General features: G+C 45.9%; 13 protein-coding genes and 1 tRNA gene. 3 read left to right on the forward strand and 11 right to left on the reverse strand.

What is annotated here, in order from left to right; translation table 11 throughout:
* Positions 1-70: 70 nt before the first annotated feature.
* Both AOA56_RS14545 and AOA56_RS14550 read right to left on the reverse strand, forming a co-directional pair.
* Positions 71-3067: a GH25 family lysozyme gene (locus AOA56_RS14545; RefSeq protein ID WP_162224710.1), complete on the reverse strand. Its 2997-nt coding sequence runs from the start codon at positions 3065-3067 to the stop codon at positions 71-73.
* A 128-nt stretch (positions 3068-3195) separates the two neighbouring features.
* Positions 3196-3426 carry a hypothetical protein gene (locus tag AOA56_RS14550; RefSeq protein ID WP_053769971.1) on the reverse strand — a complete coding sequence of 77 codons (231 nt, stop codon included), beginning with the start codon at positions 3424-3426 and terminating at the stop codon, positions 3196-3198.
* A gap of 174 nt (positions 3427-3600) precedes the next feature.
* Between AOA56_RS14550 and AOA56_RS14555 the strand changes: the two genes are divergently transcribed.
* Together AOA56_RS14555 and AOA56_RS14560 are read left to right on the forward strand one after the other, a co-directional pair.
* Positions 3601-3807, forward strand: a complete 207-nt coding sequence (locus tag AOA56_RS14555) for an alpha/beta-type small acid-soluble spore protein (protein WP_024732362.1) — start codon at positions 3601-3603, stop codon at positions 3805-3807.
* 308 nt (positions 3808-4115) lie between these two features.
* Positions 4116-4188: transfer RNA gene (locus AOA56_RS14560), tRNA-Thr, on the forward strand.
* A 173-nt stretch (positions 4189-4361) separates the two neighbouring features.
* Here the strand turns inward: AOA56_RS14560 and recG are convergent.
* The 3 genes from recG to AOA56_RS14575 are packed head-to-tail and all read right to left on the reverse strand — an operon-like array spanning position 4362 to position 8483.
* Positions 4362-6383 carry an ATP-dependent DNA helicase RecG gene (gene recG, locus AOA56_RS14565; RefSeq protein WP_053769972.1) on the reverse strand — a complete coding sequence of 674 codons (2022 nt, stop codon included), beginning with the start codon at positions 6381-6383 and terminating at the stop codon, positions 4362-4364.
* 60 nt (positions 6384-6443) lie between these two features.
* Positions 6444-8105, reverse strand: coding sequence for a DAK2 domain-containing protein (locus tag AOA56_RS14570; protein WP_053769973.1), 1662 nt, complete (start codon positions 8103-8105; stop codon positions 6444-6446).
* Positions 8106-8123: 18 nt separating this feature from the next.
* Entirely contained in the window at positions 8124-8483 is a 360-nt protein-coding gene (locus tag AOA56_RS14575) for an Asp23/Gls24 family envelope stress response protein (RefSeq protein WP_024732359.1), read from the reverse strand.
* A 242-nt stretch (positions 8484-8725) separates the two neighbouring features.
* Between AOA56_RS14575 and rpmB the strand changes: the two genes are divergently transcribed.
* Entirely contained in the window at positions 8726-8911 is a 186-nt protein-coding gene (gene rpmB / locus AOA56_RS14580; RefSeq protein ID WP_024732358.1) for a 50S ribosomal protein L28, read from the forward strand.
* Positions 8912-8964: 53 nt separating this feature from the next.
* On the opposite strand, the gene AOA56_RS15960 is transcribed toward rpmB, so the two are convergent.
* The 6 genes from AOA56_RS15960 to AOA56_RS14605 are packed head-to-tail and all read right to left on the reverse strand — an operon-like array spanning position 8965 to position 13831.
* On the reverse strand, positions 8965-9102 hold the full coding sequence (locus tag AOA56_RS15960) for a hypothetical protein (protein WP_155200403.1): 138 nt from the start codon (positions 9100-9102) through the stop codon (positions 8965-8967).
* Positions 9103-9156: 54 nt separating this feature from the next.
* Complete coding sequence (locus tag AOA56_RS14585; protein ID WP_024732357.1) at positions 9157-9555, reverse strand: GerW family sporulation protein; 399 nt, start codon at positions 9553-9555, stop codon at positions 9157-9159.
* The gene (locus AOA56_RS14590) at positions 9556-10548 is read right to left on the reverse strand and encodes a DUF2953 domain-containing protein (RefSeq protein WP_053769974.1); all 993 of its coding nucleotides are present in this window, start codon (positions 10546-10548) and stop codon (positions 9556-9558) included. It abuts the gene before it with no gap.
* A gap of 1 nt (position 10549) precedes the next feature.
* The gene (locus tag AOA56_RS14595; protein WP_048621628.1) at positions 10550-10870 is read right to left on the reverse strand and encodes a hypothetical protein; all 321 of its coding nucleotides are present in this window, start codon (positions 10868-10870) and stop codon (positions 10550-10552) included.
* An 11-nt stretch (positions 10871-10881) separates the two neighbouring features.
* Positions 10882-12447, reverse strand: a complete 1566-nt coding sequence (locus AOA56_RS14600; protein ID WP_242843470.1) for a peptidoglycan D,D-transpeptidase FtsI family protein — start codon at positions 12445-12447, stop codon at positions 10882-10884.
* Positions 12359-13831, reverse strand: coding sequence for an FtsW/RodA/SpoVE family cell cycle protein (locus AOA56_RS14605; protein ID WP_024732353.1), 1473 nt, complete (start codon positions 13829-13831; stop codon positions 12359-12361). Before AOA56_RS14605 ends, AOA56_RS14600 begins: the two co-directional genes overlap by 89 nt.
* Positions 13832-13839 lie beyond the last annotated feature (8 nt).

Here is a 13839-nt window from a genome sequence, read left to right on the forward strand (position 1 = left end):
AATTTGACGCAAAACAAACATACCCTCATACAGTTCTGAAATAGAAAACTGTGTGAGGGTATGTGTATTCTTATTTCGTCCGAAAAGCTGTCTGTCCGCTGGATGGTCCCGGTTTTCCTTTTTCTACAAGCTGAATCTGAATACCTTCCATCCGTTTGCTCATCCCTTCGGTTCCGGCCTTGGCTCCATTTTTCGTCCAGCCAAGCCATCCATACGTCTGGACATGAGCACGGTAATAAATATCATATTTTTCCGCCATCTTTCCAGTCAATTTAATCTGAACTGCCTCCATACGGCGGTACTGCCCGGTTGTCCCGGCCATTTCTCCATTGCTTTTCCAACCCTGCCATCCGGTAGTCTGAAGATGCGCGCGGTACTGTACTCCGCCTGAATATTTCGGATTTTGAATCTTGATTTTCAAAGCTTCCATCCGTTTATATTGGCCGGTCACTCCTCCGGTTGCACCATTCATTACTTCACCCAGCCAGCAATACGTTTGCATATGCGCCTGGTATACAATATTCTGAGGTTTCTCTTTCTCTTTAAATGAGCCGGATGTGCTTCCTGGCGCCGCCCCACCTTTTTCTACAAGCTGAATCTGAATACCTTCCATCCGTTTACTCAGGCCTTCCGTTCCGGCCTTAGCACCATTTTTTGTCCAGCCAAGCCAACCGTATGTTTGAACATGAGCACGGTAATAGATATCATATTTTTCCGCCATCTTTCCGGTCAATTTGATCTGGATAGCTTCCATTTGACGGCTTTGTCCGGTTGTCCCGGCCATTTCCCCATTGCTTTTCCAACCCTGCCATCCGGTAGTCTGAAGATGCGCGCGGTACTGTATTCCGCCTGAATATTTTTTGTTTTCAAGACTGATTTTTAAAGCTTCCATTCGTTTATATTGACCGGTCACTCCTCCGGTTGCACCATTCATTACTTCATCCAGCCAGCAATATGTCTGCATATGGGCCTGATATACAACATTGGTAGTCTTGGATCTGTCTTTATAGGCGCCAGATGTACTTCCAGGCGCTGCCCCGCCCTTTGCTACAAGACGGATCTGAATTCCCTCAATTCTTTTATTATATCCATTTGTGCCCGCACTTGCTCCATTTTTCGTCCATCCAAGCCAACCGTACGTTTGCGTATGAACACGATAATAAATGTCATACTTTTCAGCCATCTTTCCGGTCAGTTTAATCTGAACCGCTTCCATTTGAAGATTTTTTCCGGTAGTACCGGCAGTAGCACCATTTTTCACCCAGCCCTGCCATCCTGTATTCTGAACATAAGCACGATAAGAAACATCGCCACTATACTGCGGATATTTCAGGTTAATTTGCAATGCCTCCATCCGTTTGGACTGACCTGTGATACCTCCGGTCGCTCCGTTTGCTACTTCACCCAGCCAACAATATGTCTGCATATGGGCTTCATAGCCAATTCCTTTCGTCAATGCTTTTTCCTTATATGCATTTGATAAGGCCCCCGGAGCTGCCGCTCCTTTTGGAAGAATCATAACTTGCAGTGCTTCCATTCTTTTTTCATAACCTGTCGTCCCTGCTGCTGCTCCGTTTTTTGTCCAACCAAGCCAGCCGTACGTCTGAACATGGGCACGATAATAAACATCATAATTTGATGCTTTTGAACCAGTCAGTTGAATTTTGACTGCCTGAACCGCCTTGCTCTCTCCGGTCGTCCCGGACGTTTTTCCACTCGTCACATAAGCTTGCCATCCTTGATCTTCCACAAAAGAAGCGTATCGGATCCCCAGATCTCCATAACCGTTTCCAATCTTAATCTGGAACGCTTCGAGTCGCTTAGATTGTCCTGTTACACCAATCTGATCACCGTTCTGTACGGACGCGGTCCAACCGTCAGCCTGCACATGCCCTGTACTTGAAATGATATTTCTGTCTATAGAAGTACTTGTATTAGAATTTTGCGGATCTCCCATCCAGAAATTTAGATCGACCGCTCCATTGATTCCCGCGACACTTCCTGTAGAAGTACACTGCCAGATATCGTAACTTCCTTCATAAGTACAGGATGTGTTATACTGAGCTACCCATTTAGACCATTTTTCATTCTTAAATACAGAGGAGGTTAGTCTTTCTGTCCACCAATATTTGCTGGCATAAATACCAACTTTGTAGCCTGCTGACGATAACTGATCGCAAAACGTTTTGGCAATGGTACCGATAGTTGTATTGCTCACTCTTCCTGTCGTATTTTCATCTTCCAGATCATAGTAAATTCCATACGCCGGTTTATGCCCCTTTAAAAGCCGCAGCGCATGAGCCGCTTCACTTTTGGCATCTTCTATATTTTCAGAATAAGAATAGAGATACACTCCATATGGAATTCCAAGTCGTTCACATTCTGTCACATTTCTTACCCAGTACCTATCATCATAGGACTGATAATCCCCGCCATAACCACAGCGGATGATTGCAAAGTCAATCCCATCTTTTTTCACTTTTTCCCAGTCAATAACGCCCTGGTGATGGCTGACATCGATTCCTTTCTTCGTCGCCCCTTCAATTACCTGACCGATGCTGTTCATATACTTCCCATTCACTTTCTGCCACGCATATGGATAGGATGCTCTTGAAAGTGCCTGCGGCTCGGAAATCAGTTCTCCGTTCTGATAACGGAAACTGTTCTCCTTTAACTCCTCCGGCTCGGTCTCTTCTTCCGAAGCCTTAGTAATATCTTCGTCTTCTACTGTCTCATTATCATCGGTTTCTCCCTCATTGACAACAGGATCGTCTTTTGTCTCAGTCTCCGGTGTAGTCTTTCCGTCCTTCGGGGTCGATTCCGCCTCCTCTTGTCCGGTCAGCCCCCCTGTTTTGTCCCCGGTTTCCTCAGATAAAAGATCTGTCTCTGAAGCAGGCTCCAAATCATTCCTTGAAACCTTCTCATTCCGAGTTGCAGTCGTTTCCTCTGCCACATTACCTGAAAGCTTGTCCGCTGCATCTCCTGTCAGCGCCGGAGTGATGCAGGCTCCAAGCAACAGGCAAGCGCTGAGTGCAATACCACAAAACCTATGTATCTTTCTTCTCATCTTTATGTCCATTCCTTTCCTTTATACTCTCGGTTCCTTTCACGCCCTATCTTATCATACAGGCCTACTACTGTCAAAATGACTTTTCATCTATCCAGATTTTTCCTTGTCAGACTCTACATCCGGCTTTATTCGTCAAACTCCATTGTAACATAAAATCCCCGGTCTGTTTCTTTAATTTCTTTTATGATGCCTTTTCTGGATTTTAAACGATCCCAGCTTTTGTAAAGCCCACTCATTGCCACAGATGGCTCAATCAGATAACTATATCCTCCAAGTGCCTGAAGTTCTGCTACTTCTGCTTCCTGCCCCTCTTCAATCAATCCGGACCTTTCCATTTTAAATTCCATTTCTCTCATATACTGCCTCCTCTTTTTTCAAAAAAACATTCCAGAAAAATTGTAGTTAAAAACCTGTTTTTTTGTCAATAGGATTTTCCTGTTTTTCCCAGAGTAATTTATACAAATGTTCATATACTATGACTGTAACAAAAAGTTACACAAAACCACACGACGATAAAGGAGGACATTATCATGACAAATCGTTCATCTAATAAAGCAGCCGTACCAGAAGCAAAAGGTGCTTTAGACAAATTCAAATATGAGGTAGCAAGTGAGCTTGGTGTTCCGTTAACAGACGGATACAATGGAGACCTGACTTCCAGACAGAACGGATCTGTCGGCGGTTATATGGTCAAGAAGATGATCGAAGAACAGGAAAGACAGATGGCTGGTAAATAACTCTTTCTGAACAAAAGAATGTGAAACGCCAAAAAGGGCATCCCCGTTTTCATAAAAGGAAATAGGGATGCTCTTTTTCATCGTTATCTTCGTCTTTAATGAAACCGTGTAAACGAAAGCGCTAAAATGATAAAGATTCAGCCATACGACTTAAATTCGCAGTTTATGCTACTTTTTTGCTGCTTACGCAGTTAAATCTTTACCTCATATAAAAAAATGAAAAAAACAGTTGCAAATTTTTTAAAAATGTATATAATAATACTTGTGCCTGTTGGAAAGACATCGTGTAGGGACATCGTACAGCACAAGCCGAAATAGCTCAGTCGGTAGAGCACTTCACTCGTAATGAAGGGGTCGTCAGTTCGAGTCTGATTTTCGGCTTATCAAAAAAGTACCGCAATTTCAAGGGATTCCCAGTATTCCCCGGAGATTGCGGTGTTTTTCTTTTTAAGGATATGGCCGGTATGAAATAGGTATCACCATATCCTTTTTCTATATGGTTTCATTGACTAAAAAAACAACCATAGAAGATTACCATCAGATAAACCGCTTCCTTACAGTACATGAATATGATCCTGGTTTGCTCTTGTAAATACCGGAGATTCCCGTACTTCTTTCATTGTTGCCGCTTCCGCCGCCATCTGCAGGATTTTTGCATCCTGGAAGACATCGCCAAGCCTGAACTCCATAAGTCCGCTCTGACGGATGCCGAAAAGGTCCCCAGGCCCTCTCAGCTTTAGATCCTCGCCCGCAATATAAAATCCATCGTTGGAATGATTGAGAATATCCAGCCGCTTTTTCGTCTCTTTCGTTTTGGATCCTGTCATAAAAATACAGTAGGACTGAAACGCTCCCCTTCCCACGCGCCCCCGGAGCTGATGAAGCTGTGCAAGTCCAAACCGTTCGGCATTTTCCACCATCATCACCGTAGCGTTTGGAACATTAATTCCAACCTCCACAACAGTCGTCGAAACAAGAATCTGAATCTGATTATCCGCAAACCGCTGCATGATCTCATCCTTTTGCTGCTGCTTCATTTTCCCGTGGAGGTATCCAACCGTGATCCCTGTCCCTAGCTTCTCGGAAAGCATGGTAGAGTAATCCATGACGTTTTCCGCCTCCATTGCTTCGCTTTCCTCTACCATCGGGCAGATCACGTAGCATTGTCTGCCCTCTGCCACCTGATTTTTCATAAACCGATATGCAGTCTCCCGATACCCGGTATCCACCACACAGTTTTTAACCGGCAGGCGGTCCTTGGGGAGCTCGTCGATCACAGAAAGATCCAGATCTCCGTAAATAATAATGGCCAGAGTGCGAGGAATCGGCGTTGCGCTCATAACAAGAATATGTGGCATCCTTCCCTTTTTTGCCAGTGCTTCCCGCTGCCGCACTCCGAAACGATGTTGTTCGTCGGTGATAACCAATCCCAGATTGTGATACTGAACCTTATCCTGAATCAATGCATGAGTCCCGATCACCACATCTGCCTCCCCACTCTCAATCCTTGCGTAAGCCTCCCTTCTCTCCTTTGCCTTCATGGAACCTGTCAGCAGCTCTGCCCGGAACCCGACGCCGTATTTCTCAAACATGTCACAGACAGACTGGTAATGCTGTCTTGCAAGCACCTCTGTCGGCGCCATCATCGCTCCCTGATATCCATTATAAGCCGCCTCCAGAAGCGCCAAAACGGCTACGATTGTCTTACCTGAGCCCACATCCCCCTGAATCAGCCTGGACATCGTATCATCGCTCTGTAGATCCTTTCGGATTTCCATCCATACTTTTTTCTGTGCATTGGTCAGCTCATACGGAAGTCTGCCAAGGAAATCATCCACTTCTTTTGCCGGCTTCATCCGACACCAATTGACGCTTGCTTCTTTCTCCTCTTTCATCTGGCGGACCGCCAGAATAAATTCCAGAAATTCCTCAAAGACAAGCCGTTTCCTTGCCTGCATATACATCGTTTTATCCGTTGGGAAATGAATCCCTTTCAGAGCATAATTGTATTCGCAGAGTTCAAAGATCTGACGGATACTTTCCGGCAATGTCTCCTTCTGCAGATGTACATGCTCCATCACTTCCCGCACAGCCTTGCTCACAGTCAGATTCGACAGTCCGGCAGTAAGCGGGTACACCGGCTGCATCGTATGAAGCTTTTCCTGATATTTGCCTGCCGGCTGAAAAATCTCCGGATGCTCCATCACAAGAGAACCCCGCCTGCTTACCACCCGGCCCCTTACGATGATACTGCTCCCGGAGCGCAATGTATTACGCAGAAACGGCATCCGAAACCACAACACTTTCAGCGTTCCGGTCAGATCTTTGACCATGGCGGTCGCTGTCTGAAGTTTCCGGTTGGACGATATCTGGACGTTTCCGTAAACGCAGCCTTCCACAGCGGCTACTGTTCCTTCCTCCAGCTCACTGACCGGTACCGGATCCTCATAGATATCATAGGCCCTCGGATAAAAACGCAGAAGATCTCCCGCCGTATTTACTCCCAATTTCTGAAAGAGCGCTTCCGTCTTTTCTCCAATACCCTTGATCTCTCTAATGCTGGAATCTTCATCCATATTTTATACCTCTTCACATGGGAAAAGGATACCTTTTAAGTATCCCTTTCCTCTCTTTCTCTATTCTACTGACATAACATAGTAGTAAATCGGCTGTCCTCCACAGTGAGCATCCACATCCAGATCTGGATATGTCTCCTCCACGGAAGTCACAAATCTCTCTGCCTCTTCCTCGGAAATATCCTCGCCATAGTAAATACTGATAAGCTCGGATTCTTCTGTCACAAGATTTGCAAGCAGGTCCTTCGCCGTATCGGAAATATCTGTTCCCACAGCGAGAATTCCCTCGTCGCCGATTCCCATGATATCCCCTTCGTGAATCTCCTTGTCCCCGATCTTCGTATCGCGCACTGCATAGGTAACCTGCCCGGTTCTCACCGCCTGAATCGCTTCTGTCATCGCAGCTTCATTTGCAGCCGTATCCTCGTCCGAAGAGAAGCTGATGACTGCCGTAATTCCCTGCGGCACCGTTTTGGTCGGAATGACAACAATCTTCTTATCCTTTGTCAGATCCCTGGCCTGGTTGGCCGCAAGAATAATATTTTTATTATTCGGCAGAATGAAAATCGTCTCCGCATTCACTTCATCAATGGCCTGTAACATATCATCCGTACTTGGATTCATCGTCTGGCCGCCCTCAATAATATAATCCACTCCGATCTCCCGGAAAATCTCATTCATTCCCTCTCCGATAGAAACGGCAATGAAGCCGGTTCGTTTCTTCTCCTGCGGCTTCTGCCGTTTTTCCTGAGCGGCAAGCTTCTCTGCCTCCTGAATGACTCTCTCATGGTGCTCCTCCCGCATGTTGTCGATCTTCATCCTTGTGAGCTGTCCAAAACTCAGCGCTTTCTGAATCGCAAGACCCGGATCATTCGTGTGAACATGAACTTTCACTACCTCGTCGTCCGCCACACAGACAATCGAATCACCGATGGATTCCAGATACGCTTTAAACTCCTGCTCCTCCTGATCGGAGAACTCTCTTCCGGTAAGGATGATAAACTCCGTACAGTAGCCGAACTTAATGTCGGTCTCCTCCATCGGTGCCTTCCCAAAGGATGTCTTTGGCCCCTTGGATGGTTCGATAGAAGAATAATCGATCTCCTTCCCAAGAAACGCATCATACGCACCTCTTAAAATCTCCAGAAGTCCCTGTCCGCCGGAATCCACAACCCCCGCCTCTTTCAGCACCGGAAGCAACTCCGGGGTCTGCTCGAGCACTTGCTGTGCGTGATCCAGAATCTTCGGAAAGATTTCCTCCAGATCTTCTGTCTCAAAGGCAAGCTCTTCTGCTTTCTCGGCAATCCCTCTTGCCACGGTAAGGATCGTCCCTTCTTTTGGCTTCATAACCGCCTTGTAGGCCGTCTCCTTCGCCCGCATGCAGGCTGCCGCAATACCGGCCGCGTCAATCTCCGTCTCTTCCTGAATCGACTTTGTAAATCCTCTCAGAAGCTGGGAAAGAATCACGCCGGAATTTCCTCTGGCGCCGCGGAGGGATCCACTGGAAATCGCCTTGGAGAGCTCCTTCATCCCCGGATGTTCCAGGGCTCTTACTTCCTTTGCTGCCGACATGATCGTCATGGACATATTCGTACCGGTATCTCCGTCCGGGACAGGAAATACATTCAACTCGTTAATGTACTCTTTCTTAGCCTCTATATTCTGTGCGCCTGCCAAAAACATCTTCGCAAGCATGTCTGCATTTATCGTTTTCATAGCCACCTCAAAGTTCCTCCCATATTAATCGATTACCCGTACGCCTTCAATGTAAACATTGATCTTATCAACCGGCATATTGGAAAATTCCTCGACTTTATATTTTACATTACTGATCAGATTGTCCGTAACAGCTGAAATACTGACCCCATATGCAACAATGACATGGAAGTCAAGGTGAATCCTGTTATCTTCCGTGAGCTCCACATGGATGCCGTGGGTCAGGCTGTCTTTTTTCAGCAGTCTCACCAATCCGTCTTTCATATTGACTGCCGCCATTCCGACGATACCGAAACACTCCACAGCAACAGATCCTGCATATTTCGCAATCACTTCCGGTGAAATGGTGATAATTCCCAGTTCTGTACTCATGCTGCCTTTCATACTCTGATACCTCCAATTCCTATCTATCCTTGATTTCCGTTCTTTCCACGAAGTATTCTGTTTTATTATACCTTGTTTACGCATATTTTACAACATATACTCTTCATGTTATCCCTAAAACAATGAAATTTTTCTCATTTCCCGGAAATAAACTCTTGCATTTCCAGAATATATCTGATAATATAGTTAGTGTTGTGAGTTCTCTTATATGAGGACTAGTAAGAGCGTTAGGAGGTGTAATCATGGCGAAATGTGCTATTTGCGAAAAAGGGGCTCATTTTGGAAACAATGTCAGCCACTCTCATAGAAAAACACCAAAAATGTGGAAATCTAATGTAAAATCTGTTCGTGTTAAAACAGAAGGCGGAGCAAAGAGAATGTATGTATGTACATCCTGTTTAAAATCCGGCAAAGTAGAAAGAGCATAAGTTCTGCATACACAAGAACCAGGATCGATCGTCCTGGTTTTTTTGTTTCCTATTTAACAGCAGAATAACACATATCCCAACACCAGAAACACTGCCGTGATAAAGATATCCCAAACCAAACCCGGCAGGAACATCGAAAGAATCAGTCCTGCCGCGATCATAAAACACGCAAATCCTACTACTCTTCTCATACGATATCCCTGCCGTTTTCTTCTTTGTTCTTATATATGCATTTTTTCTTCTCTTTATTCGTCCTGCTTTTTCCCTTCATCCAGAATCTCGTTGACGTCTTCTTCTGTCACCTTCGTCTCTTCTTTGGTGCGGAAACGGTCTACCAGATCTGGAACCATGTCAAGAATCTTTGTGATCGTATCCTGATTTTTAATGTTTACCAGCCTTGTTGTCCCATTCTGGATCACAAGCACCGCGCACGGCGTCATCTTTCCGCCCAGTCCGCCAGCTCCTTTTTCATTTTTCTCTGCGGTAAACGATCCTGCCCCTACGGAAAAAGACACGTCCACAAGCGGGAGGATGATCGTATCTTTTATGTGGATCGCCTCGCCCACCACCGTCTTGGATGAAATCACGTTATCCATTCCGTGAAACAATGCTTCCATCGTTGATTTGAAATTACTCTCTGACATTTATACTTCCTCCTTTTTCTGCCGTTTTAACAGACGCAGCACCTCTTTTGCCGTACTGCGGATATTCTTGTCTGCCGCCAGCCTGACGGCCGCCCCTGCCAAATGATTCATCCGGATATGCCCCCGGATGAACACCCGCCCACGAAGGGTAGTCTTCTCAAAATCAGGCACAATCTGAAGCCACTGTCCAAAGAATGGATAAAACAGAGCAAGACCGGCCAAAATCTTTCCTGTATAATAAGGATCATCAAGTCCATACTCAATCCTTCCCCAGCCGCTTCTCGGAAGCCATGCTTTCAAAAGACGAAATACGGTTTCTTTTCCTTTTCTGAACGCCGCCTGGTGTACTTCATCTTTGATAACCGTCTCCACCCGGTTCTTGATATCGGACAGTGCCTTTATCTTATCACAGATCCTGTGAAATGTATACTTGATTTTCTCGAGAAACCGCTCAAAAACAGTCGCTTTTGCTTCTTTCTTCTTTTCACTTTCTTCCTTTGCCTTACTTTCCTTTTTCCCCGCTTCGCCGGATACAGGACGCTTCACCTCTGGTTTCTCTCTTCGCACCTTGTCCTCTTTTTCCGGATCTTTGTTTTCACTGCGAATCGCTCTTACTTCTTCCGGGCTCTCTTTCTCCTCCCGTTCTAAATCCATCTTGCCGGAAATTTCTTTCTCCGGTTTCGGATTCTCCTGTTCTTCGGTTTCTTGCTTCTCTTCTTTATCCTGCCCGATCTTCTTCCATGCAATTCTCACCTGCCGCCAAAACTTCTGGTTTTCATAGACGGTGTGAAAGGTGATCAGCCGAAAGAAATACCGGATGGAAACGCTTACCCGGATCTCTTCCGGAGTATGAATATCTCCCTCGGCACTTAGTTCGTACCGCACAGGCACAAACAGCAGAATCAATATTCCAAGCAAAAGCAGCCCCAAAACCAGTAGAAGCAATATGCCTGCTATCTTTAGAATCCATAGTAAAATATGTACAATGATCATTCTAACTTCCCTGCCGCTTCCAAATATACTGCCTGACATCTGCATCCCCGGTCTCCCGGAACACTTGATCGATAAGCTCCCTGACAAGCTCCAGTGCCTGTAGATATCCTTTGGCCAGACCTACCACAAATACATCTTTTTCCCTGTACCACGTTTGATTCAGCATCCCGCTATGGTATATTTCCAGTTGATTTCTCTCATTTTCCGGCAGGGCGATCAGATAGACCCTGAACTGGAATTCTTTCTTTTCCAGATGCTCGATGATCTCCTCTTCCCTGCCTTTTAGCTCTTCACTGACATACAGTTCTTTCCAATACCTCATTTTCAGAACCTCTATTTTGCATAATACGCCTTAAAAATCTCCTCGGCAATGTCTGTCGCTACGTCTCCGGTACTGTCTGAATTCTCAATGACAACTGCCAATGCTACATCCGGATTCTCTACATTAGAAAATCCGATAAACCAGGAGTGCGTTTTCTCTTTATCATCACTGTATTCACTCGTTCCGGTCTTTCCGGCAATAGAAACACCAAGAGAATGTAAGGAACGGGCTGTACCGTACTCTACAACACCCTCCATATATTCGGTAAGCTGTGCCGCCTCTTCGGAAGTCATCAGTTCCTTATAAGATTCCGGCACGTATTTCTCTACTGTCTCTCCCTGGGCACTCGTAATCTGATCAACCAGATAAGGCTTCATCAAAATCCCATTATTTGCGATCGAGGAAGTCAGCATTGCCATATAATATGGACTGACCTGCAATTTTCCCTGTCCGAATGCCGTCATGGCAATGGCTGCATCTCCGTCATCCTTCTTAAGATTGAACTTACTCTCATTATAAATAAGCGGGCAAGGCAATTCCGTGTCAAACAAAAGATCCTCTGCTGTCTTTCGGAACTCATCCACATCCAAACTGAGACCTATGTTGGAAAAAGAAGTATTACAGGAGTATGCCAGGGATTCTGCCAGATCCACTGTTCCATGTACCTCATTTCCATAGCAGTGAATCTCATTTTTCCCGGCTGTGATCTCTCCGGTACAACGATACGTGTAGTTTTTGTAATCCGGATTCTGGCGCATATATGCCAACGTTGTCAGTACCTTGAAAGTAGATCCCGGTGCATACTGGCCCTGCGTGGCACGGTTCACCAAAATCCCCTCTGTATTCTGGTTCAGGCTCTCCCAGTCTTCCACAATCGTGTTCGGATTATAGGATGGCTTAGAAACCATCGCCAGAATCTTTCCCGTGCTCGGCTCGATTACCACCGCCGCACCTCTGTTGGATCCTAAAGCATCATACGCCGCCTGCTGAATATTCGTATCCAGCGTGGTAGTAATATTATTTCCTTCACTTTTTCGGCCTCTGAGCTCATTCAGCAATTTCGTCTGCAGCGGAACATCCGAAGTCTGAAGCTGGAAGTTCTGTGCAGATTCCAGGCCCGATTTTCCTTTATCTGCGTACCCGACCACATGGGCGTACAACTGCTCATACGGGTATTCCCTTGTCTGAGTACCGTCCTCATTTTCCCTGGACTTTGCAAGAACGTTTCCATCCTTATCCAAAATCGAGCCACGCAGCACCTGAATTTCATAAAGACTCATTCTCGGATTCCTGGAATCATTGATGATATCCCTGCCCTTTACCACATTGAAATAAGAGAAATATCCGATCATCCCTACGAATAACAGTACGAAAAAGTAAGTCACAAAGACATACTGTCGGTTGGCTTTCTTCTTTCTCTTGTCCCGGCGGCGTTCTTCCTGCTTCTCCTTTTTCTTTTGTGCTTTTCCCGGCTTGTGCGGAACCGGTCTACGGTCTTGGTACACGCTGTGATCCCCGGCTCTTAGGCTTTCTTCTTCGATCTCCCGACGAAGCTCCCGCTGAAGACCTTGTTCCATTTGATCGAGGTCCTCCGGCCTGCTGCGCCTGTCGTCTTCTCTTTGCCCGTAATTGTCTCTCTTTCTGTCGCTCAATATCTTCTTCCTCATCTTCTCTTAATATATACAGCCCCTGGATGATCGCAAACATGATCATCGTACTTAAAAGGGAACTTCCTCCATAGCTCACAAGCGGAAGCGTTACACCCGTGGATGGGATGAACTTAATGACGCCTCCGATCGCGAGAAACACCTGGAAAATATAACAGGTTCCAAGTCCCAGCGCTACCAGCTTGTAGAAGCTGTCTCTGATCTGCATTGCAATATTCAGAAACATGATGTAACAACTGACACAGATCAAAATGATGCAGATCGCAAAGACAGCTCCCAGCTCTTCTGCTATAGCAGAAAAGATAAAGTCCGTCGTGACCACCGGGATCTTATCCGGAAGTCCCTGGCAAAGTCCAAGTCCGAACCAGCCTCCGGTACCGATCGCAAACAGCGACTGCGCCACCTGATATCCCCCATTGCTGTAAACAGCAAACGGATCTTTCCAGACCGTTACTCTCGTTCTCACATGAGAAAACAGAAAATACGCGGCTACCGAAGCAAGACTCCCTGCCCCTAAGCCTGCCGCAATATAGACCGGCTGTCTCGTAGCCACATACAACATCACAAGGTACACGACAAAGACAATCAGCGCCGCCCCCAGATCCTTGGAGGCAACAAGAATCAAAACGTGCAGAGCAGCAATCGCAGTCGTGATGACAACATTGCGAAAATCCCTGATTCTATAGAGGCTGGCCGCCACAAAAAATACAAAAATAATCTTCACAAGCTCAGATGGCTGAATACTGATTCCCCCAACCTCAAATCCAAGCATGGCACCGTATGACACACGCCCGACGATAATAACCGCCACAAGCGCCACCACTCCGGCCACCGCATAGAAAATCTTTAACCGGGAGAGAAACCGTGCCTTACGGATAATGACCGGTACGAACAATGATAATACCGCCGATACCGCTACAATCAACGCCTGCTTGACGGCGTTACTGTAAGATAACCTTGTCAGCATGATAAACCCGACTGCCAAAAGCATACACATATTGTTGACAACAAGTCTTGATACTTTCGGATACAAAAAACCATAAAGCAGGATAATCGATCCCAAAAGCGCCACCTGTATCACATAAAATACTAGAATCCTGGCCTCCTTCATCCGTAAAAACAACGTCAGAAACGCTAGAAAATGGATCATAAAGATCCAGATGCTCTGCCTTCGTAAGATCCACATCTTCGTGTAGGCATCGTGATAACCGAACACACTGAAACACTCAAACGTGTAGATTACCATCATCAGCAGAATCAGATATTTTGAAATTTCCATTATGATATTAAACAACTTGTCAC

The sequence above is a fragment of the Sellimonas intestinalis genome (assembly GCF_001280875.1).
Classification (GTDB): Bacteria; Bacillota; Clostridia; order Lachnospirales; family Lachnospiraceae; genus Sellimonas; species Sellimonas intestinalis.